This is a genomic window from Flavobacterium selenitireducens, from assembly GCF_014748335.1.
GTDB classification, from domain to species: domain Bacteria; phylum Bacteroidota; class Bacteroidia; order Flavobacteriales; family Flavobacteriaceae; genus Flavobacterium; species Flavobacterium selenitireducens.
The window spans coordinates 448781-475200 of record NZ_JAAVIY010000002.1 but is presented as its reverse complement, the minus strand read 5'-3'; the positions used below and the strand labels follow the sequence as shown (position 1 = coordinate 475200).

At 48.8% G+C, this 26420-nt stretch carries 28 protein-coding genes; 19 read left to right on the top strand and 9 right to left on the bottom strand.

Features of this window, described 5'->3' with window-relative positions:
- The first annotated feature begins 88 nt into the window (after positions 1-88).
- The 4 genes from HC229_RS05555 to HC229_RS05540 are packed head-to-tail and all read left to right on the top strand — an operon-like array spanning position 89 to position 4423.
- Positions 89-1456 (top strand): saccharopine dehydrogenase family protein, encoded by a 1368-nt coding sequence (locus HC229_RS05555; RefSeq protein ID WP_191019464.1) that lies wholly within the window; start codon positions 89-91, stop codon positions 1454-1456.
- Positions 1453-2667: a serine hydrolase domain-containing protein gene (locus tag HC229_RS05550; protein WP_191019463.1), complete on the top strand. Its 1215-nt coding sequence runs from the start codon at positions 1453-1455 to the stop codon at positions 2665-2667. The genes HC229_RS05555 and HC229_RS05550 overlap by 4 nt, the downstream gene beginning before the upstream one ends.
- A 59-nt stretch (positions 2668-2726) precedes the next feature.
- On the top strand, positions 2727-3197 hold the full coding sequence (locus tag HC229_RS05545) for an Lrp/AsnC family transcriptional regulator (RefSeq protein ID WP_191019462.1): 471 nt from the start codon (positions 2727-2729) through the stop codon (positions 3195-3197).
- Between the two features lie 44 nt (positions 3198-3241).
- On the top strand, positions 3242-4423 hold the full coding sequence (locus HC229_RS05540; RefSeq protein ID WP_191019461.1) for a hypothetical protein: 1182 nt from the start codon (positions 3242-3244) through the stop codon (positions 4421-4423).
- A 214-nt stretch (positions 4424-4637) separates the two neighbouring features.
- On the opposite strand, the gene HC229_RS05535 is transcribed toward HC229_RS05540, so the two are convergent.
- The 5 genes from HC229_RS05535 to leuS form a co-directional block, all read right to left on the bottom strand.
- Positions 4638-5084, bottom strand: coding sequence for a hypothetical protein (locus tag HC229_RS05535; RefSeq protein WP_191019460.1), 447 nt, complete (start codon positions 5082-5084; stop codon positions 4638-4640).
- A 40-nt stretch (positions 5085-5124) separates the two neighbouring features.
- Positions 5125-5580: a hypothetical protein gene (locus HC229_RS05530; protein ID WP_191019459.1), complete on the bottom strand. Its 456-nt coding sequence runs from the start codon at positions 5578-5580 to the stop codon at positions 5125-5127.
- Between the two features lie 172 nt (positions 5581-5752).
- Entirely contained in the window at positions 5753-6427 is a 675-nt protein-coding gene (locus tag HC229_RS05525) for a zinc metallopeptidase (protein ID WP_191019458.1), read from the bottom strand.
- 173 nt (positions 6428-6600) lie between these two features.
- Complete coding sequence (locus tag HC229_RS05520; RefSeq protein WP_191019457.1) at positions 6601-7116, bottom strand: PH domain-containing protein; 516 nt, start codon at positions 7114-7116, stop codon at positions 6601-6603.
- The gene (gene leuS / locus HC229_RS05515) at positions 7117-9960 is read right to left on the bottom strand and encodes a leucine--tRNA ligase (protein ID WP_191019456.1); all 2844 of its coding nucleotides are present in this window, start codon (positions 9958-9960) and stop codon (positions 7117-7119) included. It abuts the gene before it with no gap.
- A 251-nt stretch (positions 9961-10211) separates the two neighbouring features.
- Here leuS and HC229_RS05510 point away from each other — a divergent pair, with 251 nt between their 5' ends.
- The 5 genes from HC229_RS05510 (at position 10212) to HC229_RS05490 (ending at position 13603) form a co-directional block, all read left to right on the top strand.
- Positions 10212-11087: a cell division protein FtsX gene (locus HC229_RS05510; RefSeq protein ID WP_191019455.1), complete on the top strand. Its 876-nt coding sequence runs from the start codon at positions 10212-10214 to the stop codon at positions 11085-11087.
- Between the two features lie 108 nt (positions 11088-11195).
- Positions 11196-11438, top strand: coding sequence for a DUF3098 domain-containing protein (locus tag HC229_RS05505; RefSeq protein ID WP_191019454.1), 243 nt, complete (start codon positions 11196-11198; stop codon positions 11436-11438).
- A 131-nt stretch (positions 11439-11569) separates the two neighbouring features.
- Positions 11570-12376, top strand: a complete 807-nt coding sequence (locus HC229_RS05500; RefSeq protein ID WP_191019453.1) for an undecaprenyl-diphosphate phosphatase — start codon at positions 11570-11572, stop codon at positions 12374-12376.
- Complete coding sequence (gene truB, locus HC229_RS05495; protein WP_191019452.1) at positions 12376-13074, top strand: tRNA pseudouridine(55) synthase TruB; 699 nt, start codon at positions 12376-12378, stop codon at positions 13072-13074. The genes HC229_RS05500 and truB overlap by 1 nt, the downstream gene beginning before the upstream one ends.
- On the top strand, positions 13055-13603 hold the full coding sequence (locus HC229_RS05490) for a hypothetical protein (RefSeq protein ID WP_191019451.1): 549 nt from the start codon (positions 13055-13057) through the stop codon (positions 13601-13603). Before truB ends, HC229_RS05490 begins: the two co-directional genes overlap by 20 nt.
- Here the strand turns inward: HC229_RS05490 and HC229_RS05485 are convergent.
- Positions 13593-14216, bottom strand: a complete 624-nt coding sequence (locus tag HC229_RS05485) for a thioredoxin family protein (protein ID WP_191019450.1) — start codon at positions 14214-14216, stop codon at positions 13593-13595. The genes HC229_RS05490 and HC229_RS05485 overlap by 11 nt on opposite strands.
- A gap of 315 nt (positions 14217-14531) precedes the next feature.
- On the opposite strand from HC229_RS05485, the gene pyrH reads away from it, so the two are divergent.
- The 5 genes from pyrH (at position 14532) to HC229_RS05460 (ending at position 18181) form a co-directional block, all read left to right on the top strand.
- Positions 14532-15239 (top strand): UMP kinase, encoded by a 708-nt coding sequence (pyrH, locus tag HC229_RS05480; protein ID WP_191019449.1) that lies wholly within the window; start codon positions 14532-14534, stop codon positions 15237-15239.
- A 60-nt stretch (positions 15240-15299) separates the two neighbouring features.
- Entirely contained in the window at positions 15300-15863 is a 564-nt protein-coding gene (gene frr, locus HC229_RS05475) for a ribosome recycling factor (RefSeq protein ID WP_191019448.1), read from the top strand.
- Positions 15860-16081 carry a hypothetical protein gene (locus HC229_RS05470; protein ID WP_191019447.1) on the top strand — a complete coding sequence of 74 codons (222 nt, stop codon included), beginning with the start codon at positions 15860-15862 and terminating at the stop codon, positions 16079-16081. Before frr ends, HC229_RS05470 begins: the two co-directional genes overlap by 4 nt.
- Positions 16082-16236: 155 nt before the next feature.
- Complete coding sequence (locus HC229_RS05465) at positions 16237-17232, top strand: alpha/beta fold hydrolase (protein WP_223845531.1); 996 nt, start codon at positions 16237-16239, stop codon at positions 17230-17232.
- Positions 17233-17314: 82 nt separating this feature from the next.
- Positions 17315-18181 (top strand): helix-turn-helix domain-containing protein, encoded by an 867-nt coding sequence (locus tag HC229_RS05460; RefSeq protein ID WP_191019446.1) that lies wholly within the window; start codon positions 17315-17317, stop codon positions 18179-18181.
- Here HC229_RS05460 and HC229_RS05455 read toward each other — a convergent pair.
- Entirely contained in the window at positions 18175-18735 is a 561-nt protein-coding gene (locus tag HC229_RS05455) for a DUF6642 family protein (protein ID WP_191019445.1), read from the bottom strand. The two genes, HC229_RS05460 and HC229_RS05455, sit on opposite strands and share 7 nt — an antisense overlap.
- A gap of 134 nt (positions 18736-18869) precedes the next feature.
- On the opposite strand from HC229_RS05455, the gene HC229_RS05450 reads away from it, so the two are divergent.
- The 5 genes from HC229_RS05450 to HC229_RS05430 are packed head-to-tail and all read left to right on the top strand — an operon-like array spanning position 18870 to position 23737.
- Complete coding sequence (locus tag HC229_RS05450; protein WP_191019444.1) at positions 18870-19208, top strand: PadR family transcriptional regulator; 339 nt, start codon at positions 18870-18872, stop codon at positions 19206-19208.
- Positions 19205-19645, top strand: coding sequence for a hypothetical protein (locus HC229_RS05445; RefSeq protein ID WP_191019443.1), 441 nt, complete (start codon positions 19205-19207; stop codon positions 19643-19645). The genes HC229_RS05450 and HC229_RS05445 overlap by 4 nt, the downstream gene beginning before the upstream one ends.
- Positions 19646-19658: 13 nt before the next feature.
- The gene (locus HC229_RS05440; protein ID WP_191019547.1) at positions 19659-19838 is read left to right on the top strand and encodes a hypothetical protein; all 180 of its coding nucleotides are present in this window, start codon (positions 19659-19661) and stop codon (positions 19836-19838) included.
- Positions 19835-21457: a serine hydrolase domain-containing protein gene (locus HC229_RS05435; RefSeq protein WP_191019442.1), complete on the top strand. Its 1623-nt coding sequence runs from the start codon at positions 19835-19837 to the stop codon at positions 21455-21457. Before HC229_RS05440 ends, HC229_RS05435 begins: the two co-directional genes overlap by 4 nt.
- Positions 21458-21502: 45 nt before the next feature.
- The gene (locus tag HC229_RS05430; protein ID WP_191019441.1) at positions 21503-23737 is read left to right on the top strand and encodes a DUF5686 family protein; all 2235 of its coding nucleotides are present in this window, start codon (positions 21503-21505) and stop codon (positions 23735-23737) included.
- Positions 23738-23740: 3 nt separating this feature from the next.
- On the opposite strand, the gene HC229_RS05425 is transcribed toward HC229_RS05430, so the two are convergent.
- Entirely contained in the window at positions 23741-24130 is a 390-nt protein-coding gene (locus tag HC229_RS05425) for a hypothetical protein (protein ID WP_191019440.1), read from the bottom strand.
- Positions 24131-24133: 3 nt separating this feature from the next.
- Complete coding sequence (locus tag HC229_RS05420) at positions 24134-26404, bottom strand: cation:proton antiporter (protein ID WP_191019439.1); 2271 nt, start codon at positions 26402-26404, stop codon at positions 24134-24136.
- Positions 26405-26420 lie beyond the last annotated feature (16 nt).

Below are 26420 nucleotides of genomic sequence, written 5' to 3'. Positions count from 1 at the left end.
AGCACGAATCCCACAAAGTTAACGCAATCGATCTGGATTTTGATATTAAAGTCGTCGCGTTTACCTTTGGCGCAACAGAATTTCAAAAATGAGAAACATCCTTATAATTGGAGCCGGGCGTTCGGCTTCGTCCCTGATTCGATACCTGCTTGAAAAATCCGATGTCGAAAACCTTCACCTTACCATTGGCGACCTATCGATAGAGCTCGCACAACGCAAGGCGAACGGCCATAAAAACGCTACTGCGATCGCCCTCGATATCAAGGACAAAACCCAGCGGATGTCTGAAATCGAAAAGTCGGATATCGTGATTTCGATGCTGCCGGCCCACATGCACATCGAGGTGGCCAAAGATTGTATCGCACTCAAAAAACACATGGTCACGGCTTCTTACATAAGCGATGCGATGGCAAGTTTGGATGAAAGCGCGAAAGCGAACGGCCTTGTTTTTATGAACGAAATCGGGCTCGATCCCGGAATCGACCATATGAGCGCGATGAAAGTCATCGATGAAATTCGCGAAAAAGGCGGGAAAATGTTGCTGTTCGAGTCGTTTTGCGGCGGTCTCGTCGCCCCGGAATCTGACGACAATTTATGGAACTACAAGTTTACGTGGGCGCCTAGAAACGTCGTCCTGGCCGGTCAGGGCGGAGCGGCAAAGTTCATCCAGGAAGGCAAGTACAAGTACATTCCGTACCATAAATTGTTCCGTCGCACCGAATTTTTCGAAGTGGAAGGTTACGGGAAATTCGAAGGCTACGCCAACCGCGATTCGCTCAAATACCGCAGCGTTTACGGGTTGGATGACGTCCTGACCTTATACAGGGGAACGATTCGCCGCGTCGGTTATTCGCGTGCGTGGAATGTTTTCGTGCAATTGGGCTTGACCGACGACAGTTATGTGATCGACAATTCGGAAACGATTTCCTACCGCGAATTCCTGAACCTGTTTTTGCCCTATCATCCTACGGATTCCGTTGAAATCAAGCTTCGTTTGCAATTGGGAATCGAACAGGACGATATCATTTGGGACAAATTGCTCGAACTCGACATTTTCAATCCGAAGAAAATCGTCGGGCTTAAAGAGGCGACTCCGGCTCAAATCCTCGAAAAAATCCTCAGCGAGAAATGGACTTTGAACCCGGACGATAAGGACATGATCGTGATGTACCACAAATTTGGGTATGAACTCGATGGAGAAGAACACCAGATCGACTCGAAAATGGTTTGTATCGGGGACGACCAGACGTACACCGCGATGGCGAAAACCGTCGGATTGCCGGTGGCGATGGCGACGTTGGCTATCCTTAACGGAAAAATCACGACTCCGGGCGTCCAGCTTCCTATCACCAAGGAAGTGTATGATCCTATACTCGCCGAACTCGAACAATACGGTGTGATTTTCAAGGAAACCGAAATGCCGTACATCGGTTACAACCCGGACAAACTGATATGATGCGATACGCGAGACTTTTCGTCTTCTTGGTTTGCGCGACTTGTTTCGCCCAACAACCTGATCGGGACGCCGGCAAAGCGCTCGATGCTGAACTCAGCGCGCTCCAGGAAAAAGGATTTTTCAACGGTTTTTCGGTGGCCATCGCAAATGCGGACGGAACGCTTTACACAAAGGGATTCGGCTCTTCGGACGTCGCATCGGGCAAACCCTACACTTCCAAAACCATACAGAATATCGCGTCGGTTTCCAAAACGGTCGTAGGAATTGCGATCATGAAGGCTCAGGAAATGGGCAAGCTCAAGCTCGACGACGACATCAATTTGTACCTTCCGTTCAAGGTCTCGAACCCGAGTTTCCCGAACGTTCCTATCACGCTGCGGCAGTTGGCTACCCATACGTCTTCTATCGTAGACACGGACGCCTACCTCAACCACAACTATTTTCTCAAACCTGACCAAAATCTCGATGGTTTGCCGCTTTCGCACGAAGATCAAAAGTTCATTCCGCGATCGCAGGCCATGACATTGGAAAATTACCTAAAGGCTGTGCTCACACCTGACGGAAAATATTACGCAGACGATGTTTACGTGGGCAAACCGGGCGAAACCTACGACTATTCGAATACGGGAACGGCATTGGCCGCCTATGTGGTAGCTCAGGCCGTCGGCGTTCCGTTTGGGACGTTTACCGAAAAACACATCATGAAACCACTCAGGATGAACGCCTCCGGCTGGGGCTTCTCGATGGTAGATTCCAAATCGTATTCGAGGCTTTACGCAAATCCTGCCACACCGTTGCCTTTTTATGAACTGACGACGTATCCCGACGGCAACTTCGTGACGTCCGCCGACGATATGTCGAAATTCATAAGCGAACTCATCAACGGTTATCAAGGCAAAGGAAAATTGTTGTCCAAAGCGAGCTATGCCGAATATTTCCGACCGCAGTTGGACGACGCGAAATTTAAAAACCGCAACCAGAAAAATCCGTACAGTGAATCGTACAATGTGGGCATTTTCATCGGATTCGGCCCTACCGGATTGATTGGGCACACGGGAGGCGACCCTGGCGTTTCGAGCTTGATGTTCATAGACCCAAAGACGAAAATCGGGCGCTATGTGATCGTCAATACCAACTTTACGAATAAGGAAGGGCAAAAGGCATTTTACGAAATCATCGACATTCTCGCAAAATACCAAGATCGGCTTTAAGCGCGTTCCTGTTCCATTTTAAAAGCCAAAACCGTATCTTCGCTTTCAAACCGGAAGCCATGAAGATCAATTCCCTACAACTCGAAATCGACGGCATCGATAAGGAAATCCTGCGCGATTTGATGGAAGATGCGCGCAAACCCATTTTGCAGATTGCCAACAAGATCGGAATTTCCGGAGCAGCGATCCATCAGCGGTTGCGCAAACTGGAGCAGGCCGGCGTGATATCCGGTTCGAAATTCGTTGTGAACACCAAGGTTTTGGGTTATTCGACGATGGCCTTCGTGGGGATTTATCTTGAAAAAGCTTCGAGTAATTCCGAGGCGGTGCGCGAACTCAAAAAAATCCCCGAAGTTCTCGAATGCCATTATACCACAGGAAACTGGTCGATCCTGATCAAGATGATCTGCCGCGACAACGAACACCTGATGCAGTTGCTCAACAAAAAAATTCAGCCGATCACGGGCGTTTCAAGAACGGAAACGTTTATCTCGCTCGATCAGCAGATTGAAAGGCAGATTCAGTTATAAAAGATTCCACAGCAACTGCAACCGTAAGTTGTAAGTCAAATTCGATGAAAAAAACCGCCGCGCTTTTGATAAGCCTGTTCGCATTGACGGCTTTCTCGCAACCCATTTTGAACAATGACGGGTTGTCTTTTGACGAAACCATCGCACTGTTTTCGAAGTTGAATCGATTCGATGTCCCACAATTCGGGAAACCCGTGACCATTGAGATGAAAGAGCCTGTCCAAAAAGTAGCCGGCTGGATTCTTTTTGAAAACGCAGACCGAATATCGTTATTGACTTTCAATGGCGTAAAAACGGAAGTTACCAAGCTTTATATAATTGACATCCAAAACATGAACCCGGAACAGATAGCCGAACGCGATGTGCAGAATAAGCGCTCACCATCGATGGTTCATTGCCCATACCGAGGTTGCGAAACAGTAAAAAGTTCCCTAAAAGCGTCGTGGCTACGCGAGATCGGGCGTGACGATCTTTGTAGGAAAGTGATTGCATACGGAAGTCCGTTCGATGTAAAAACAACCGGCGAAGCGTTTGCCAACCTGTATTTCAACGAGATGTTGTCTGCATATTCGATCGACCGCGACTATAAAACCGCGATTGAATTCGCAACATACGTCGACGCACCCGAATACGAAAATTTCCAGTATCGTGAAGTCGCCGTTAACCTGGCCAAACAGCTTCGAAGGCGCACGCAAGATTTCAAGAAACTTACAATTCCCGACAGTTCGGGCTGGCAAAAAATACAGAGGACGCTCTCCCGTAAAAAGCAAATCGCGTTTTTAATTGATCGGCTTCACTTACTTAATTGTATGCAAACCTCACAACCAGGCGGAATTTTCTACGAAGATGTACAAAAGTCGATCGCTTTCAGTTCAATTCCGCGAATCGAACAAGATCCTTATCAAAACGTGAAAAAGTATGACGTGATCAATCCGTTCGTCGAAATACGGAATATGAAGCTAAGCCTGGACGAAGCAGAAATCTTGCTTCCGCATTTAGCCAACCAGGATTATATCCCGAGCTATTCGTTTTGGCGGGATTTTTCGGACAATAGGGTTTTGCACAAATTCAACTGGCTTATCGCCGATTTGCTGTATGATATCACCAATCGCCATTTTATTGATTTTGAAAAATTCGACACGCTTTCGGATGCGGGCAACAAAAAGGAAATCGAGCACATCAGGACTTGGATGAGACAACATAAGCCGCAACCGATGAAGCGATGACTTTAGGAATTCCTACTTTCGACAACTTTTCAATCGACGGTCGAATTTTTCAAAACCTCAGTGTGTTGTCAAGCCCCGATGGAAGCGGCAGCCCCGAAATTGGGCTATCTAGGATTTGCCACAGTTTGACGGCGACGTTAGAAGCCGGAAAAACGTGTGCAAAACACGATAGGCCACTGAGGGCTACAGCGGACAGCGGGAATAGCTGCCAAAATCACGGAACGATAGGCCCGGCATAAGTACCTTCAAGACTTCCCTGAGTGGTTTCGATATCGAATACGATCGTGTGCCGGCTTCCCGAGCGCGAAAACCTGACCGTCCCGCTTACAAACGGGATCGGGGCTTTGTCTAAAGCGGGATATACGGCACCTCCCGCAAAATGTAGTGCGGGATCGTAATCAGGATCGTCAGGCGACAGCAGCGTATAAGTGCCGTTGGGCATGGCGTCGATTTGCTTAAAAACAAGGCGGACCATGTGCAGGCTTTGCGAATTCGTAATTTCAAAATAAACGTAAGCCGATTCGAAGCTGTCATAATGTGCCTGATCGAGCGCGTACGTTTGATTTTCGAGCCGGACTTCGCTTACCACGGGCGCTTTGTCGTCGTCACCGCATGATAGTAGCGCAAATATGCAGATAATCAGCAAGATTGTCTTTTTCATGTTCGGATGTTGGAATTACTAATTCACGATGGCGTGACGTTCAGATTTGGATTATCGGTCCTTGAAAATTCCCTTTCACGCGTCCCGCCGATGTTTCGACGTCGAACACGATTTTATAATCCTCCCCGACTTTTGAAAAACGCACCGTTCCTCCGGTTATCTGAATCGGGTCATTTTGTGGTTCGATGTAAAGATTGCCTCCGGCGAAATTGGTATCCGAATCAAAATCCGGAGCATCGATAGCCTTATAGGTGTACTTTCCGTTCGGAATCTCGTCGATCGACCCAAATACGAAGTTCAGCGCATGCGATCCTCCCGGATAATACATCAACGTAAAATTAGTCAGCGAGGCATCGAACGAGTCGTATTGGGCAAGGTTCAACTGATGGGATTCTCCGGCGAGCGTCAATTGGTTGACGGCCGGTTTTGCGTCGTCGTCGCTGCACGCACCCAAAAATAGGACGCTCAATAACAGTATCAGAAATCGTGTTTTCATAGGTTTCGGTTTTGATTTCAAAATTAACCGTCGCTTCGTCAATTTATTCTGAAAGTATACGAACGGCGGATTTGGCTAAACCAAATAAAAAAATCCGCCACGGAGACGGATTTTTTTTGCAGAAGGTGAAATCGGAAATTTAAAATGATGCTACACCGTTTCCCCGTATTTGTTATCGCCGGTTATTGTAGATTGAGATGTAATAAAGCAGTGTGGCAAGCGATGCGATTGCGGCAACAACATACGTCCTGGCGGCCCATTTGAGTGCATCTTTCGCGCCGGCGTGCTCTTCGCGCGTCACCATGTTCTTGTTCTCAAGCCAGGCCAAAGCTCTATGGCTGGCATCGTACTCAACCGGAAGCGTCACGAAAGAGAAGATCGTCGTCAACGCGAAAATTACGATCCCGATGAGCAATAAGGCAGGGAATGTATTGATGAGCAAAATTCCCGCAAGCAAGATCCATTGGACGAGGCTGCTCGTGACATTCACTATAGGAACCATCGTAGAACGGAATTGCAGCCAGCTATAAGCCGTGGCGTGCTGCACGGCGTGCCCGACTTCGTGAGCAGCGACTGCGGCGGCGGCGGCGTTGCGTTGATTATAGACTGCCTCGGAAAGGTTTACGGTTTTGTCGGTTGGGTTGTAGTGGTCGGTAAGACGGCCCGGTGTGGAGATGACTTTTACGTCGAAAATACCGTGATCGTGCAACATTTTAGTGGCGATTTCTGCGCCAGTCAACCCATTCCGGAGTTGTATCTTGGAGTATTTTTCGAATTTGCTTTTCAACATCTGTCCGACGCCCCAACTCGCGGCCATAATGATAATGATCAGGATCCAGTAGCTCATAATTATTGGTGTATTTAGTTTGACGCGCTGTGAACAAATTTCAAACCATTTGCCAAATTGTCATGTTGGAGTTTTGTTAAATCTGGAAACGTCGATGATGCGCTGTCGCTCCCTCCCAACGCAAAATTACGCCTTCAAAAAACCTCCCCAATACAGTTTATCCGTAAAAATTGTTAAACCGACAACTCATTCCTATTCAACCTTAACTGCAACGCCGCTTCAAAATCTTCCAAATCATCAGGCGATAACAAAAATCTGGACGTGTTCGTCTTAATAACCAACAGATTGCGCCTGCGTGTCAGGTACCACGTCATCGCTCCCCATTCGCGATTGCTGAAATAACCGTAATATCCGAACAATCCGCCGTTGCCCATCGTCCGGATCAAGCCTTTGCTGGCAACCTTATCAATCCTGGAAACGCTCTCGATAACATCGTATGGAATCAAACCATTTTCCCAAACCCGATGGATTGCGATTCCTTTGTCGCCCAGCGAATAACCCGAAGGGGCGAACGAGTAAGCCGCGACGAGGATCGCGGGCAGGAAACACGTCGGATAGAGATAGGGCCCGAGCGCATCTCCCGTTTTATAATCGGCCCAAATTCCGGCGACGATAACGGCAAACAGCACCACAATCGAAATCGTGATGATTTTTGCCGATGTATCGAGAGACGCGCGGTATTTCCTCATTTACAACACGATGTTGATGATTTTTCCCGGAACGACAATCACTTTTTTGGGAGCGCTTCCGCCGAGTTGTGCAAGTGCGCGTTCATCCTTGAGAATGATCTCCTCGATTTGTTTCGGGTTCAGGTCGAGCGGCAACTCAATGAAGAATTTCGTTTTTCCGTTGAACGAAACCGGATATTCCTTACTGCTTTCCACCAAATGCTCCGGATTGAAAACCGGGAAGTGCACCGCTGAAATACTGCCTTCGTGTCCGAGCCTGTGCCACAATTCTTCGGCAATGTGAGGCGCGTAAGGCGAAATCAGGATCGCAAGTGGCTCAAGAATGACGCGTTCGTGGCAATCCATCGCCGTCAATTCGTTTACCGCGATCATGAATTGGGAAACCGACGTATTGAACGAGAATCCTTCGATGTCGTCCTGTACTTTCTTGATGGTTTTGTGGAGCGTCTTAAGCGCATCTTTGCTCGCCGGATTCGATGTTACGATCAATCCGCTATCGTCAAAATAGAGCTTCCAGAGTTTTTTCAAGAATCCGAAGACGCCCGTGATTCCAGCCGTGTTCCACGGTTTGGCTTGTTCAAGCGGGCCGAGGAACATTTCGTAAAGTCGCAAGGTGTCGGCTCCGTATTCGTTGCAGATATCGTCCGGGTTGACGACGTTGTACTTGGATTTTGACATTTTTTCGACTTCGCGTCCGACGTAGAATTTGCCGTTTTCATCCGAAATAAATTCCGCGGAAGCAAAATCAGGTCTCCAATTTTTGAAACTTTCTATGTCGAGTTCGTCTGAAGCGTTTACCAAATAAACATCGGCATGGATCGGCTGAACTTTTTTACCTTCGATTTTATTCTTTGAAATAAATGTGTTGGTACCGTCAAGTCGATACACAAACGCACTCGTCCCCAAAATCATCCCCTGGTTGATCAATTTTTTGAACGGTTCGTCTTTGGAAACAAAACCGCGGTCGTACAAAAATTTGTTCCAGAAACGCGAATAGAGCAAGTGGCCCGTCGCGTGTTCGCTTCCGCCGATGTAGAGGTCGACGTTCTGCCAGTATTGCTCTGCCTCTTCCGATACGAAACGCTTGTCATTGTGGGCGTCCATATAACGCAACCAATACCACGAACTTCCCGCCCAGCCCGGCATCGTGTTTAGCTCAAGCGGAAAAATCGTCTTCTCGTCGATCAGATCGTTCGAAACGACTTTGTTGTTTATCGTATCCCAAGCCCATTCTTTCGAATTTCCCAGTGGCGGCGCGCCATCTTCGGTAGGAAGATATTTCTCGACTTCGGGAAGCGCGATCGGCAGGTGCTCAAGCTCGATCATCTGAGGCAGATCTTCTTTGTAATACACCGGGAACGGCTCGCCCCAATAACGTTGGCGGGAGAAAACGGCGTCGCGCAAACGGTAGTTTGTCTTGCCATTTCCGGTTTTTATCTGCTCGAGTTCCTCCACCACTTTTTTCGTAGCCGATTTGTAATCCAGACCGTTCAAAAAATCCGAATTTTTGAGCTTGATATTGTCTTTGCTTGAATAGGCTTCGGTTGAGATGTCGACACCTTCAAAAATGTTCTCTATCGGAATGTTGAAGTGTTTGGCAAAATCGTAGTCGCGCTGATCGCCCGCGGGAACGGCCATGACGGCTCCGGTTCCGTATCCGGCCAGGACGTAGTCGCCAATCCAGATCGGAATAGGCAGTGCGCTGAACGGATGCGTCGCATAAGCGCCCGTAAACACGCCGGAAATCGTCTTGACATCTGCCATACGATCGCGTTCGGAACGCTTGGAAGTGGCTTCGATGTAAGCGTCGACCGCGGCTTTTTGTTCGTCGGTGACAATTTGTGAAACCAATTCGTGTTCGGGCGCAAGCGTGAGAAACGTGACGCCGAAAATCGTGTCGGGACGCGTCGTGAAGACTTCGATTATCGGATCGTCCTCATCTGCGGTCATTTCCTCTTCGTAGCCCGTAACCTGGAATTTTACGGAAGCGCCCACCGATTTCCCAATCCAGTTCGTTTGGGCATCTTTGAGCGATTGCGTCCATTCGATTTCGTTCAGGCCTTGCAGCAAACGTTCGGCGTAAGCAGAGATCCTCATGCTCCATTGCGTCATTTTCTTGCGGACGACGGGAAATCCGCCTCGCTCCGAAACACCGTTGACGATTTCGTCGTTGGCCAAAACGGTTCCCAGACCGGGACACCAATTGACTTCAGTTTCAGCAAGGTATGTCAGGCGGTACTTAAGAAGGATTCTTTGCTTGGCTTTTTCGGATAAATTGTTCCAGAAATCAGCGTCGAAATCTTCAATATTGTCATCGCAAGCCGCATTGACGTTGGCGTTGCCGTTTCTCTCGAACTTGTCGATCAGCACTTTTATCGATTCGGCCTTATCGGAATCATAATTGTACCACGATTCGAAAAGCTGGATGAAAATCCATTGCGTCCATTTGTAGTAGTCGGGATTCGATGTGCGGACTTCGCGCTCCCAATCGAACGAAAACCCGATTTTGTCGAGCTGTTCGCGGTAACGGGCGATGTTTTCGCGCGTAGTCTTTTCCGGATGCTGACCGGTTTGGATCGCGTACTGCTCGGCAGGCAAACCGAAGCTGTCATAGCCTTGCGGATGCAAAACATTGAAACCCTGGTGGCGTTTGTAGCGCGCATAAATATCACTTGCGATATAACCCAGCGGATGCCCGACGTGAAGCCCTGCTCCCGACGGATACGGAAACATGTCAAGTACGAAATACTTGGGCTTTTCAGAATGGTTGGAGGCAGCGAACGTGTTGTTTTCGGCCCAATATTTTTGCCAGCGGGCTTCGATTTCGTTTGGTATGTACTTCATTATTGGTTATTCGTTGTTCGTTATTCCATGTCCGAAATAACGTGAATTTTTATCCGGTTGCGAATGGCGCAGATTCAGCAAATTTCCACAGATGTCAAAAACACCTTGGCCTGAACAAAACCGCGCGATACGCAAAGCCGCACAAAGTTACGTTTTGCACCCGAATCTTAAAACTTTGTGCGTTAGTTTATCAAGCTTTTGCGGCGTAACCCGATTTTCTTTTTTATTTTTACGCCTCATTATAAGCGCCTATGATCTCCAAGTTTGACCGGTTCCAGAAACGCAGGTTGATTTCGTCTTATTTTTCTGTTGTCCTGAGCATTTTTTTGATGTTGTTCCTGCTCGGCGTACTCGGGCTTTTCGTAATCAACTCCAAAAACCTCACGAACGATTTCAAGGAGACCGTGCCTTTGACGGTTTACTTCAAGGACGAAGCCCAGGACTCGACGCACACGGCTTTCCGTGAAGAATTGCGCAATGCCCCTTGGGTCAAGGATTACAATTTCGTCTCGAAAGAACAGGCCGGACAAGCTTTGCAGAAAGACATTGGCGAGAACTTCATGGAATTCCTTGGCATGAATCCGCTGTTGAATTCCTACGACATCCATTTGCGCGCGAATTACGTGGAGAATGACAGCATCATGAAAATCCAGAGCCACCTGCGCGAAAATCCGATGCTTGCCGACGCCTATTACGACAAACAACTCGTCACGATGGTAAATGACAACGTCGAAAAAGTCAGTATGTGGGTCCTGATCATTTCCGGAATCATGGCGTTGATCGCCGTTTTGCTTATCAATTCATCGATGCGGCTATCGATCCACTCGAACCGGTTTATCATCAAGACGATGCAAATGGTGGGCGCGACGAAATCATTCATTCGCCGACCGTTTATCTGGAAAAGCATACGATTGGGAATTATCGGAGCGGTTTTGGCCGTCATTGCGCTGATCGGGCTTTTGTATTATCTCGATACGAACTATCCGGCACTTGGCGTGTTGCGGGACGAATTGATGACGGGAGCCGTTTTGGTCGGAGTCCTGGTCGCCGGCGTCATCATTACCTGGATCAGCACGTTCATCGCCACGCAACGCTTTTTGAATTTGCGTACCGACGATCTGTATTGATCGATCTATCCGCACAGCGAATGTCCGGGAGTTCGAAACGATTACCTTTTTATTTGTCCGAAGTGTGACGTTGCCGTCATTGTTCGGTCTTTCTAAAAAAACACTGAAATGGAAAACAATCAAGACAACAAAGACTTTCTGTTTGAAAAAGTCAACTATAAAATTCTTTTGATCGGGATTGCGGTCATCGCTCTCGGATTCATCCTGATGTCTGGAGGCGGAAGCGACGATCCCAAAGTATTCAACGAATCGGTTTTCGACTTCAGGCGCATCCGTCTGGCTCCGACTGTCGTGTTGATAGGATTCGGCGTGACGATTTTCGCCATTCTTAAAAACCCTAAAAAGAATTAGCGAATTAGCGAATGTGGTCAATTAGCGAATGCACTTTGCTGCGACAAAAATTTTTGTTTTGCAAAGTTCTGACTAACTAATTGTTACACTCTCCAATTCGCTAATTCGCTAATTATCACACTCGCTAATTAATGAATTACCTACAGGCCATCATCATTGCCATCGTCGAAGGACTTACCGAATACTTGCCGGTTTCCTCGACGGCCCACATGATTTTTACGAGCTCGTTTTACGGAATACAGGACGACGATTTTACGAAGCTGTTCCAGGTTGCGATTCAATTCGGGGCGATTTTGGCCGTGGTCGCGTTGTATTGGAGAAAATTTTTCGATTTCCGGAAGTTCAGTTTCTACATAAAACTTGCATGCGCCGTCATTCCTGCATTAGGACTCGGCTTGCTTTTGGACGACTATATCGACGCCATCCTCGGCAAGCCTATTCCCATCGCCTGCATGCTCATCGTTGGCGGGATCGTTTTGCTGTTCATAGACGAATATTTCAAAAATCCGACGATTACATCCGAAGAAGAAATCACGATAAAAAAAGCCGTCACCATTGGGTTTTGGCAATGTTTGGCGATGATGCCGGGAACAAGTCGTTCCGCCGCGTCGATCATTGGCGGCATGCAGCAAAAACTCAATCGGGAAACCGCAGCCGAATTTTCGTTCTTCCTGGCCGTACCGACGATGCTTGCCGTAACGGTATATTCGGTTTTCGTCAAAACCTACCACACCACCGGCCTCAAAGGTTATGAGTTGCTTTTCGAGCGGCCGGAAAACCTCAAATTATTCCTCGTCGGCAACCTCATCGCTTTTGTCGTGGCCATCCTCGCGATCAAGTTTTTCATAGGCGTGATCAAAAAATACGGTTTTAAGCCGTGGGGCTATTATCGCATCGTCGCGGGAATCATTTTGCTGATTTACTTCAATTACAACTGATGCCGACCGCCGAAGACTTCCTCGAAGGGCAAGTGTTGCTCATCGACAAACCGCTTACGTGGAGCTCGTTCCAGGCCGTCAACAAAATCAAGTGGCTGCTTAAATCCGAGCTTGGACTCAAAAAGATCAAGGTCGGACATGCCGGGACTTTGGATCCGTTGGCGACTGGCCTTTTGATCATTTGCACGGGGAAATTCACCAAGAGCATTTCCGACATCCAGGGCCAAAAAAAGGAATATACAGGCACGTTCCACATCGGTGCGACGACGCCTTCCTACGATCTCGAGACCGAAATCGACGCGCATTTCCCGACAGACCACATTACGGAAGCCCAACTTTTGGCAATCGCATCTGGACAATTTACGGGCGAAATCGATCAAAAGCCGCCTATTTTTTCGGCTATCAAAAAAGACGGAAAACGGCTTTACGAGCACGCACGCGCAGGAGAAGAGGTTGAAATCGCCTCGCGTAAAACCACTGTCTACGAGTTTGAACTGACGCGCATCGCCTTGCCCGAGGTAGACTTCCGGATTTCGTGCAGCAAGGGAACATACATCCGTTCGATCGCCTACGACTTCGGAAAAGCATTGGGCTCGGGCGCGCATTTGACTGCTTTGAGACGCACCAAAATTGGGGATTATGGTGTAACTTTAGCTAAGACACCAGAAGAATTCCAAAATGCGCTCACTCGTCAATAACCTTTTCCTCGTTTTCATTTTTATCGGATTTTCCGCGAAAGCGCAATTTATCCCGGAATTCCAACCACAACCCGAGAAACGCATCACATATGTGTCGTTCGGTGTAGCCCTACCCTTGCGCCACCATTTCGACAAACAGGCCGATGTGGACAATCTTAAATTCCTGCCCGACGGAATCAACACGAAATTCGGGCTAGGCATCCATTTGAACCGTTGGTTCGCCTCGGGAATACACACCGGGACGGAATGGCGTCTTTCCGAAAAACTTATCGCAATCCCAATTTACAACAACATACGCATCGCACCCAGGATCAACGATTACAAGAGGCTCGTGATCCAACCCGGAGCCGGTTGGGTTTTAGGATTGGGACATGGCGACAAAAACGGGTATTACTGGAAGACAAGCATCGGATTTGAAGGGCTCGACGGCGTATCGTATTTTGCCGAATTTTCCCAATACGGTTTCTCGCTTGACCATACAGGCCAGATCAAATCGATAAGTTTCGGGTTGGGACTCGTTATCTTTTAGCGTAGAGCGCCATCTCGACTTCCTCCATGAGATCGAGCAGCTCGATTTGGGTAGAAATTCCTTTGTCGTTCGTATACCAAAGATGGAGCTCGGTTCGCGCCGTCTCGTCAATGGAACCGTACTGGCTTTTATAGGACGCGATGAAATCGGAAGCCGCCTTTGGGCGCGGGCCCCAAATCGCGCGGACTTCGTTCGTATCGGCTTCGAGCACGATCAACTTGGGAATGGAGCGCGCTCCGTTTGTCAGGAACGCCTGCATCAGCGGTTCGTTCTCGTCCCGGAAAGCCAGTTTAAGCTCGATATTGGGCGAAAGCGTGGCGAGTTTGTTGAAGACCGGGATCAATTGAGCGGCGTCACCGCACCAGCCTTCCGAAATTACAAGCCATATGTATCGGTTTTTTATCGCCAACAGACGCTTGATCAACGCTTCCGGAACCACGAGTTTTTTGTCTAGGCGATTCATGCGCGATTCGTTTAGCCTGGTATAATCGAGCAAAGCTTCCGATTGGGTATTCCCCGAAACCTTGCCCTCGGACAACAATTTCGTGGTGATGTTGCGATATTTTAGATAGGTGTGACTTTTGGACAAACCAACTGCGACGGCCATTTTCATACGATGTCATTTTAGGACTCCGGATTACCGGCACCACAAAATTACGACGAAAACAAGTCGCGATAACGCCCTTTTTGAGCGCGTTAACATTGACAACCTGCCCAAGCTTTCCCGACCGCTTAAAAAACTCGTCGGTTGCGCCGTATAATTTCCCTTTTCTCATTCCCTAGTGCCGCTAAGCAACTCAAAAAGAAGAACCTGTACGACAAAAAATCCAGACTTTTCACTTTGACCGGAAAAGTTTGGGCAGGTTCTTTTGAAAGCGCAGTTTTCATACGTCGGAATATCTTTATATTTGCACAACTCAACAAAATTATGAAGTACAAAAGAATCCTCCTGAAGCTCAGCGGCGAAGCCTTGATGGGCGACCGTCAATACGGAATCGACCCGGCTCGACTGGCCGAATATGCCGAAGATATCAAGCTCATCCACGAACAAGGCGTGGAGATCGCGATCGTGATTGGCGGAGGCAATATTTTCCGCGGAGTGGCTGGTGCAAGCAACGGAATGGACCGCGTCCAGGGCGATTATATGGGAATGCTCGCAACGGTGATCAACGGGATGGCGTTGCAAGGCGCCCTTGAAGACAAAGGCATGCTTACCCGCCTTCAAACTGCGTTGAAAATCGAAGCGATCGCCGAACCTTATATTAAACGCCGCGCGGTGCGTCATCTGGAGAAGAACCGTATCGTGATCTTTGGTGCCGGAACTGGGAATCCGTATTTTACGACGGATACGGCCGCCGTCCTCAGAGGAGTGGAAATCCATGCGGACGTTATCCTTAAAGGAACGCGCGTCGACGGCATCTACACAGCCGATCCTGAAAAAGACCCGGATGCGACGAAATACGACAGCCTTACATTTTCTGAAGTCATCTCGAAAAATCTCAACGTCATGGATTCCACGGCGTTTACGTTGAGCCAGGAAAATAACCTGCCGATCGTGGTTTTCGACATGAACAAGAAAGGGAACCTGCTTAAGATTTGCCAGGGCGACAATATCGGAACCGTCGTCCAGGGATAATATCGCGACTAAAAAAGACATAGCATATAGCTTACAGCACAAAGCCTAAAGCCTTAAAAAATGACTGAAGAAATCGATTTTATATTAGAGAGTACCGAGGAATCAATGGCGGGAACCATCGCCCACCTCGAGAAAGAATTTTTGAACATACGCGCAGGCAAAGCTTCCCCGGCGATGCTCGGAGGCGTTTTTGTCGATTATTACGGATCGGCCACGCCACTGTCGCAAGTAGCCAATATAAACGTTCCGGACGCCCGTACCATTACGGTCACGCCTTGGGAAAAGAATATGCTGCATCCTATCGAAAAGGCGATTATGGTGGCCAACATCGGGTTCAACCCGATGAACAATGGCGATACCGTGATCATTTCGGTCCCGCCGTTGACCGAAGAACGCCGCCGCGATTTGGTAAAACAGGCCAAATCCGAAGCGGAAGACGCCAAAATCGGGATTCGGAATGCCCGCCAGGAAGCCAACAAAGAGATCAAGAAACTCGAAAAAGAAGGCACGTCCGAAGATGTTTGCAAAAGCGCCGAAGACGAGGTCCAGAATCTAACGAATGCGTTCATTAAGAAAATTGACGACCACCTCGTTGTCAAGGAAGCTGAAATCATGAAAGTATGATGCACGTTATCGACAAGGGAGATCGCGAACTCACACGCAGGCAAATGAAAGCCTTGAGAGCAAAACGCGCACTTGTCGTCTTGCGCTATCGCGATATGATGCGCGGTCGGCCATTTCCTGAAAAAGCCGTTTTGTTTTGTAAAATGGCGTTGGAAATCGCGAAGCTATATTTTCGCAGGTCGACTTCCTGTTACCTTATTTGTGATCCGGTGTTTTGACACCGGATTTTTTTGTTTTATCCGAAACATGACGTTTTTTTTGACTGTCGGGAAAAAAGTACAAGAAGCGCGTCCAATCGTCCATTTTGTAACAGCCTGATTCGCCCCAACTTTGCAATGTAGAATTATTACAATAACATATAAAACAAAGAAAGATGAATCAGTCAGCAAAAATTACCAACACCAACACGACATCAGTGAACATCGACACTCCTTCAACAGGAACCCTGTCAATTTTTAAATTCGCAAGAGCGCGTTTCGCAACTATGGCAATCGGGCTTTTCTTATTGTTGTCCGTTAACCCGGCTTTTTCTCAAGGGAAAAGAATACCAGCTTCGGCAGGTAGGGAAGAATTTATAGAAGTAGAAAAAAACGTGAAACTCCACGTCACTGATCTTGGAGATGGCCAGCCGCTCGTGCTGATCCACGGATGGCCGCTCAGCAACGAAATGTACGAATATCAATACCAATACTTTTCGAGAAAAGGTTTCCGTGTGATCGGGATTTCATTGAGAGGTTTTGGAAAATCAGACAAACCTTACGGCAAATACGATTTCGACGTCTTTTCCGACGACATAAAAGTAGTTCTTGAGAAACTGAAAATCGAAAACGCGGTCCTCGGCGGATTCTCAATGGGCGGAGCAGTCGTTCTCCATTACACTGCAAAATACAACGCCGCCCACATCAGCAAACTCGCACTTTTTGCCGCTGCAGGACCGTCTTGGGTGCAACGTCCCGGATTTCCGTATGGATTGACGCAACAGGAGGCCGAGGCTTTTGCCAACGCAACGATGGCCAACCGACCTCAGGTGATCGGCAGTTTTGACTTCTCCGGAACCGAAACCAGCCTGTCGAAAGGCTTGTCAGACTGGATCTACGGCATCAACATGCAAGCCTCTCCATATGCCACGACGGAATCGATCAAGGCGTTGGCCCAACTTGATTTGCGTCCGGAACTCAAAAAAATCAAGATTCCGGTTGCGATTTTCCATGGCACGAAAGACAAATTGCTCGGATTTTTCTTTGCCGAAGAGTTGCACAAAGGCATCAAAGATTCCTATATCGTCAAATTCGAAAACAGCGGCCATGCCTTGTTCGTCGAAGAATTGGAAAAGTTCAACTCCGAGCTCGAAAAATTCGCGAAAAAGTAAAAACTGTTGCTTGCGCTATCTGTTGTGATGGCGCAAGCTTTTTTGCATAGCACGTATTGTATATTTTGACACGCATTTCACCATGATCGATTCCAACCTATTTGAAAGCAGCCTCAAAACCTTAGGCCTCATCGAAGTAAACCTCGACAGTGCGACGGCGATCAACGAGGCGGCCTACCAATCCTACATCAAGATATTTTACCTTCCGAAAGGTTACGAGATCACCGTTGATTTCGGGAGGCACGAAACGCTGCAACCTTCGCTGTTGTTCGTCGCTCCCAACCAGTTTCTCAAGATCGACAAGGTTGGGGAACAAGCCGGCCATTTAATTTTTTACAACCGCGATTTTTACTGCATTGAAATTCACGATGCCGAGGTGGCGTGCGACGGCCTCCTGTTCAACAACATACAAAATATGCCGCTGGTTCGCGTCGGCGAAAAGGACAACGCTTTCGTGAGCTATCTCTTTGGCCAGATGCAAGACGAATTCCAACTTAACGATGTGTCCCTCGAGGAAATGATCCGGACGTATCTCAAACAAGTCCTGATCAAGGCCACGCGCATGTGGAAGAGCGAGCACCTTGACAACATCCTGGCCGACCAGAATGGCGACCTTGAGTTTTACAGGAAGTTCACGCTGCTCGTCGACGCCAATTACCGCAATAAACACTCCGTGGCCGATTATGCAGACCTGCTCTGCATGGCGCCAAAAACGATTACCCACAAATGCAAGCGGCTCAACCTGCCCCAACCCAACGAGATCATCAAGAACAGGATCGTGCTTGAGGCCAAGCGGTTGCTGATCCATACCGCGCTGACCGCAAAAGAGATCGCCTACGATTTGGGTTATGAAGACCCGGCCTATTTCAGCCGATTGTTTTTGGCGAAAACGGGCACGTCCCCGTCCGGGTTCAGAAGCGGCTATCGAAGTAAGTCGATTGCTCAGTAAAACAACCGGAAACCGAGCGCCTGGCAAGCCGCGTTGTAGTTTTCGAGCAACATCTTGACGAGTTCGGCAACATCGTCGGTATCGTTATAATAGTATCCGAAAAGTTTAGAGTCGAGGAACGAGCTGTCGAAATTGCTTTCCTCAGTGTAACCCGAAAGCGCCTTGGCTCCCGTCACGTCCAAAAAATACTGGGCCGTTTCAATATCTATGTCGAGCGTCTTGGAGTTGCGGAAATGAACGATCTTTTTGCTGAGTTTGCCTTCAAAAAGTTCGGCGATTTCCTCTAACGAATAGGTATATCCGCGTATCTGGATATGATTTTCGGCCCCTTCGACGACGAGGTAAATCACTTCGTAAGTCTTGAAATCCTTGTCTTCATAAAGCAAATCGTTGAGGCTTTGCTCGAACGTGGCAATGTCGTCGCAAGATTGGTAGACATTCGGGATGTCGTGTTCCATGGCGAGGTGTTCGAGCAATGGCAAGAGCTTGAGCCGATCTTTGCCGGCATCGGTTACGGCTTCGAGACAATATAATTTTGATTTTTCTTCGATCATATCGGGACGGGTCGTTGTCGCAATTAGGGCGATTCTACAAGTTACGCAATGCATCCGGAAATGCCAAAACTCCGAAATTCAAGAAAAAAAAACATTTTTATAAATTACATTTGAATAAAATGTATATTTGTCGAATGTATAGTAAAGAACTCACGAAAGGAACGCTCCAACCCATCATTCTCAAACTGCTACACGATTCGAAACGGATGTACGGTTATGAGATCGCCCAACGCGTAAAAGAACTCACAAAAGGCAAAATCGATATTTCGGAAGGCGCCTTGTACCCGATCCTGCATCGGCTTGAATCCGACGGCATCCTCGAAACCGAAAAAGTCTTCATCGGCAAACGCGCCCGAAAGTATTACACGATGACCGAACGAGGCAATAGCCACGCGGCCCTGGTCAGTTCCGAAATCAATGATTTCATCGATACGTTGTCACTGATATTTAACACTCAAACCATGACGCCATGACGATTTCGGACGAACAACTCGACTATATTTCGGCAAATCTGACGTTTCACGGAATAAAAGATGAAAATCTGAGAGACGATCTCGTCGACCACATTTGCAGTTATATCGAAAATGCCGACGATCCTGATTTTGACGCGGCATATGCGCAAGCCATCCGCAACCTCGGCGGATACGGCGCCCTACAGCTGTTACAACACGACAAAAATGAAAAGCTGCTGATGGCGGGCGTCCTCAAACGCAAGAAAATCCTTTACATGCTTTCTTCGTTCAACCTCATGCTGCTCTGCTGGGGATTGTTGTCCAAAATTTTTCAATGGCCGCTCGCCAACGTGTTCACCGCATGCGCGATCGGGCTGCTGCTGCTGGCGACCATCCCGTTCGCGTTTTACGAAAGGTATCGCTCCAGGGCACAGAAAATCATTCTTCGCAACCGATAAATCCAAAATAATCATGAAATCTTCATTTTACGTGCTTGCTTTTTTGACCTGTTTCCTTTTCGGAATGGGCGCTATGTTTGAATTCCTGATCTGGCCTGGTCGCGGCATGATCGTCGCTTCCGGATTCCTGATGCTCAACTTCGGGCTGCTTCCGACATTTTTCTATCAGAAGTACAAATCGTCCCGTAAATGAAACGGTGGCCACTGCTCCTGTTGCTGATCGTCCACTCCATTTTTAGCCAAGCCGACAAATCCGTTCGCATCTCAAAATTGCTGGCGGAGTTTGAAACGTCCGGTTCGCCCGGAATGAGCGTTTCGATATTGCGCGATTCCAGAACCGTGTATGCAAAGGGTTTCGGCTTGGCGGACATGACCCGAAAAAACGACATCGATTCGAAAACCGTGTTCAACGCCTGCTCGATAGCCAAGCAATTCACGGCGTCCTGCATCTGGATTCTGGTTTCTCAGAACAGGCTTTCTACCGGTGACGACATCAGGAAATATCTTCCCGAAATGCCTGTGAGCGTTTCCCCGATAACGATCGACAACCTGCTCGACCACAGCAGCGGCATCCGCAATTACCACGCGCTCATGGATCTGCAGGGATTCGATTACGATTCGGAATATTACAACAACCAAACTGTCCTCGAACTTGCCGCGAGACAAAAACCGACGGCCGATGCCCTTCGCAAGAAAACGTCGTACAGCAACACGAACTACAATCTGCTCACGCTTATCATAGAACGGGTCAGCGGTGAAAACCTGAATGTGTTCGCCAAGCGGCATTTGTTCGATCCTTTGGGCATGAAATCGACCGCGTTCCAGGTTTCGAACCAACAGCAACTTCCCAGTCGCGCACAGGGTTATTACCGTTCAGGGGACGGATTTTTGCAGGTTCCCGAAAGCAAGCAGGAAAGCTACGGAGCCGGAAATCTTTGGACATCCGGGGAAGATCTCGTCAAGTGGATGCAAGTCCTGAACGGAACCGCAACAAAGTTCGAACCGCTGCGATCGTTCCTGACAACGACGCGAAACAACTCGAAATATGCCCGCGGCGTCCTCGTCGACACTTTTAAGGGCCATGCGACGGTCGGCCACAGCGGATCGGGATGGGGATGGAAATCTTATCTCGTGACGGTTCCCGGGGAAAAACTCGGGATCGCGATCTTGTGCAACAAAGACGATCAAGATCCCGCCGTGTTGGCCAATTCGATGCTTGACATCTTGCTCGACGAAGCGCCCGGAAACGAAGCGATTCGCCAAAAACCAGACATAGACGAGGATCATGCCGCATCCATAACCGGACGTTATCTCGAAATCGACAGCGACATGCAAATCGAGATTTTTTCGGAGCGGGATACGTTGAAATCGCGTGGATTGGGTGCAAAAAAAGGAATTGCGTTGCTGAGGGACAAGGACGGCGTTTATTATCGGAAGAACAATCCAGGCGTTAAATATGATTTCTCGGGATCTGAAGGTGTGCCAATGATCATCTCGTTTTCTGGAAACCCGTTCTACTTCTCCAAAATGACGTCCGACGTCGTGGCCAATGGCAATGTCGCGGCATTCGAGGGCGAGTATTTTTCCGAAGAACTGCAAACCACCTACCGTTTTTTCACGTCTGACGGAACACTTTGCGTCTCGTTCAAAAACAATCCGAAAGTCGTGCTGAATCCCGTTCAAAACGATGCGTTCGGGAACGGCCGACGCACGCTTTACCGCTTTACCCGAAACGCCCAAAATGAGGTTTCAGGTCTGATGGTATCGTCCGAAGGCAGCATTCACAATGTAATATTTGTAAAACGATCCTGAGGTTTCGAAACCGCACGCATCCGAAAATCCCGTTTCTTTGCAACAATGAAACGCTTTGCCCTGACCGCATTCTTATTTTTGGCCTCGATTTGCCGCGCTCAACCCGTCGCTTCTGACATTATAAGGCAGGCCATAGAAAAAAAGGGTGCGAACAACCCGGAGGCATCGTTGCGATCGTTTCGAATTTCAGCTTACAACAAATTGTTGATCACGGCCAATCCGGACTCGATCGCCGGGAGAATCGATTCGGTATTCATCGGGAAACACACGCCGCGGCCAATTTTTGTGCGCATCGACTCTTCCGATTTCCATTTCAAGAACTATATCACCAAATACCATCTGTTTGAAAGCGAGAAAACCTCGAGATACGAATTTGCCGAAAACCGTCTGAAAGAAACTATCACGGGCGCTAAAATGGGCGGATTTTCCCAACCCGTTTACGAAATCATGGGCGTCAAACTCCATTCGTTCACGGTTTACGACAAACGGTACGAATTGCTGACGACGAAATACATCAGTCCGCTGGGCGAAGATGCGCTTGAAAACTACAGCTTCGAACGGGTTGCAATGGAAACAGTCGACGGGCGAACAACCGCCAAAATCGCGTTCAAGGCAAAGCGCAAGTTCCGCGGAGGAGGACTGTTCGGCGTGCTCTGGATCGACCTGGAGAATTTCGCCGTAGCCAAAGCCGAAATGGGTTCCTTAGGCGTGCTTTCCGTCAAGGCGATCCACAGTTTTATATTCTATCCTCAAAGCGGGATATGGATGCCATCCGAAACCGTGTTTAAAATCGCGAAAGGCCGTAGCGATTCCAACATCAATATCTTGGGCACGACGCTCGAATTCGATCCGGAAAACGAGCGCATCGACCGCAAACGGTATGCATCCGATAAGTCGTATGTGTTGTCCCAGACGTGGTTTTCAAATGCCGAATTCAACATTCCGATCGAAATCCGGCACATTGCCGTGTCTTCCGAAATCACGAAAGCCGCCGTGAACCGGGACGAAGCATTTTGGAACGCCCACCGGATCGAGCCGCTTTCGCCACGAGACGAGCGGACGTATCTCGGGCTCGACAGCATCTCGCGATCTGAGAAAATCGAAAGCCGGCTAAGACTCGCTCGCAAATTTCTCAACGGTTATATTCCCATCGGCTCGTTCGACCTCGGATTGCGATATCTGGCGGCGATAAACAACCACGAAGGTTTCCGGCTCGGGCTTGGCGGGATGACCAACGACAAATTTTCAGAAAAATACCGCCTCAACGGCTATGCGGCTTACGGAACAAAAGACGGGCGATGGAAATACAGCCTAGGAGCGGCGGTTCGACTCGGGAATTACACCGGAAGCTGGATCGGGGCTTCGTTCACGGACGATCTCCAGGAAATCGCCTCGACGCGCTTCGAGACAGACAGGCGGCCGTTTCGGATTTATGATGCCCGCCCGATCAACATCACGACTTTCTATAATCACAAAACCTGGCGCGGCTATATCGAGACGCGTATCATCCCGAAAACGGAAAGCGTCTGGCAACTGACTTACAGCCATATCGAGCCGCGATTCAACTATTCGTTCAACTACCGCGGGAAATCGTATGAAGAGTTTAACCTGACGCTGGCTTCGGTCGGCATTCAGTGGAACCCGTTTTCGAGTTATCTGCAAACACCTGATTCGCGTATCGAAACCGAGAAACGCTTCCCGAAATTTACGTTCCAGTTTACCCAGGCGATGCCGAAATTTACCGATAACGATTTCAGTTTCGGCAAGGTCGACGCCCGTATCGATTACGAAAAGCCATTCCTCGACGGACAAAAGTTCTCGGCTTTGCTCCAGGGCGGATGGGCCTACGGGAATGTTCCGCTGACGCATTTATACAGCATGACGCCGAACAACCCGGTAAAAGATCACATCCAGCAGCGCATCACATTTTCCGGTAAAAACAGTTTTGAGACCATGTTCTACAACGAGTTTTTTACGAGCCGGTACGCGATGCTCCAACTCAAGCATTCCTCGCCTCGCGTGACTATCGTGAAAAAAGTACGCCCGTTCTTTACAGTCGTGACGCGTGGTGCTTTCGGAAGCATGGAAAACCGCGAGCAACACAGCGGATTCGATTACAAAACGCTCGACAAAGGCTTTTTCGAATCAGGGCTCGAAGTCAACCAAATTTACAGCGGTCTGGGAATTTCCGGATTTTACAGATACGGAACCTACTCAATGCCCGATCTCGAAGACAACATCGCCATCAAGCTGACCTTTACGCTCAACCTCGGGATCTGACTTTTAAAAGAATTTGTATCCGATCCCGAACGTCCAGATTTGCCGGTCGCTTTCGTCGTACCCGTAATAGGGAACGATCAGCATCCAATGCTTGTATTCCGCGACGGGACCGACGGCAAGGCGAGGCACCGCTTTGTCATTACGGATGAATAGCGACGGCATCGCGGCCACGCCAATCTTGAATTCGCACAGGCGCACCTTGAAACTCGGGCCTCCTACATTGATCCCGACAGTTCTTTCGCCCGCCGACACACCGACCATTCCGTCGAGGCCGTATTCGAATTTTTTTTCGGTTTTTACGTGCGGCTCAGGCATTTCGGTTGTTTGGGAAAACGCATGGAAAGTGCCGAGCAATCCTGAGAGGAGCGCTCCGAAAACTAGTCGTTTGTTCATTGTTTACGGTTTGATGATGAGTACCGATGGCGTGTCGGTAAGCCAGACGCTGTGCGAATCCACGAGTTTTTTCCAGCTTTCGAGGCTGACCAGCATCAAATCCTGGTCTTGCAAAAATTCTTTGTTGATGACTTTATCCGAACGCATGGCGATGTGGTTGGGTGCGATCTGCTCGATGTGTCTCACCTTTTCACGCATTTCCGTCGTGTTTTTGGAATCGCCGGTGGCATCCATTACCGTAACCTGGGATGCATTGTTGTGGATGAACTTCTGGGCGTATTCGACAAGGAAGTCGTCTTCGGGCGAGAAAACCGGCAGAAAAATACGGTTGAACTCCTCGTTTTTCTTGTCGAGAAAGATTCCGACGGGCATTTTTGCCGATAACACGATATGGCGCGTCCGGTCGTCGAAAGGCGAATTCTCGAACAGGCCTTCTTTTCCGATAAACTTGTCGATGAGGCGGTCTGGGTTGATGATTTGCGTGGTAAAGCCCAGCACTTTGCCCAGAAGCGTGCCTTCGAATATGGATTGGCCCAATCCGATAAGCAACAAATCGTACTCGCCTTGATTGGCCTGGGCAGTGATATCGTGGTTGATGTCGTTCGTGACTTTAAAGTCGGTAGCTACGGGTTGCTCGAGGATTTCGGACTCGACGAGAATTGGTGCGAACATCTTTTTTTCGTAATCCTTAAGCTCGAACGAGTGCATTTCTGAGCTCAACGACAAGTGAAGTGCCGTTACGCCCGTGTTGCTGCTTTGTTTTTTGGTCAGGGCGCTCGCCAATCGCAATAATGTCCGTCCGCTTTGGGAATTCGCGAATGAAATCAGGATGCGGTATTTGCCTTTCATCCCGATTTCCTCCGGGACGATCGACTTCGGCTTGCGCCAGATATAGTTGATCAAATCGAGAGATGGTCCGGTCATGAAGGTCGTAATCAGGGCCATCAAGACCATCATCGTGAAAACTTCTGTGGTAAGCACACCCAGGTCGTATCCGATGTTGAGCACGACGAGTTCCATCAGGCCGCGTGTGTTCATCAGGGCGCCAATCGAAAGCGCGTCTTTCCAATTTTGTCCGACGAACTTAGCGGCGATCGTACTGCCAAGGAATTTCCCGCCGACCGCGACCGCAATGATCCAGCCGCACGTCGCCCAAAGCGAAGAATCGTTCAGGAGCCCGATTTCGGTACGCAAACCGGTAAAAACGAAGAACAACGGAAGTAGAACGATAACCGAGACGTCTTCGATCTTTTCGATAAAGATATTTCGGAATTTTCCGCTTTCGGGCATGATCACACCGGCCATGAAGGCGCCGAATAGCGCGTGGATCCCGATGATTTCAGACACATAAGACGAGATGATCAACGTCAGCAGGAAAATCGCAACGACCGGTTTGCTGAGGCTTTCGCGCGTCGAGTTCAAATCGCCTACCCGTTTGAGGAACGGTCGCACGACTTTGAGCATCAGGAACACATAAATAATGGCCATAGCCATGATGTACAAAGCACTCACGAATGACCCGGCTTTGACGATCGCAATCACGGCCGCCAAAATGCACCAGGCGGTTATATCGTCTGCGGCAGCGCACGTAATGGCGATCGCGCCCAATCTTGTCTTATGGATGTTGCGCTCCTGTACGATCCTGGCCAAAACCGGAAATGCCGTCACGCTCATCGCAATGCCCGTGAATAAAGCGAATGACAGGAAGTCGATGCCCTCAGGTGCGAATCGTTCGTAGATGAAATACGCCAGTCCGACACCTAACGCGAACGGGAAAATAATGCTTGCATGGGAGATGACGACCGCGTCATGAGCTTTGTTGCGCAAGACTTTAAGGTCGAGTTCCATACCGATGACGAACATGAAGAAAATCAGTCCGATCTGGCTTAAAAACTGAAGGTTGCCGAGCGATTCCTTCGGAAAAAGCATAGCCGATATTTCCGGCCAATACATCCCGACCAGTGACGGCCCAAGGATTACTCCGGCGATGATTTCTCCCACGACCGACGGCTGGCCGATCTTGCGGCTTACCCATCCGAAGAAACGTGCCACGAAAATAATCGTGACGATCTGGGCCAGCAAGATCGCAAGCGGATGTGTAAGATTGTGTGCCATCGCGTTCACGAAATCGTCCCAGTGAGCGGTTTCCGATGCGGAGGTTGAAATTTCCCGACCCGCTTCAAGGTGTTTTCCTTTGCTGATAATCCAGTACATCAACGCGCCGAAACCGCCAATGATGCCTACGTAGAACAAAGCGTTTTTTATTTTTCCCATTTTAATGCTTGTTTGA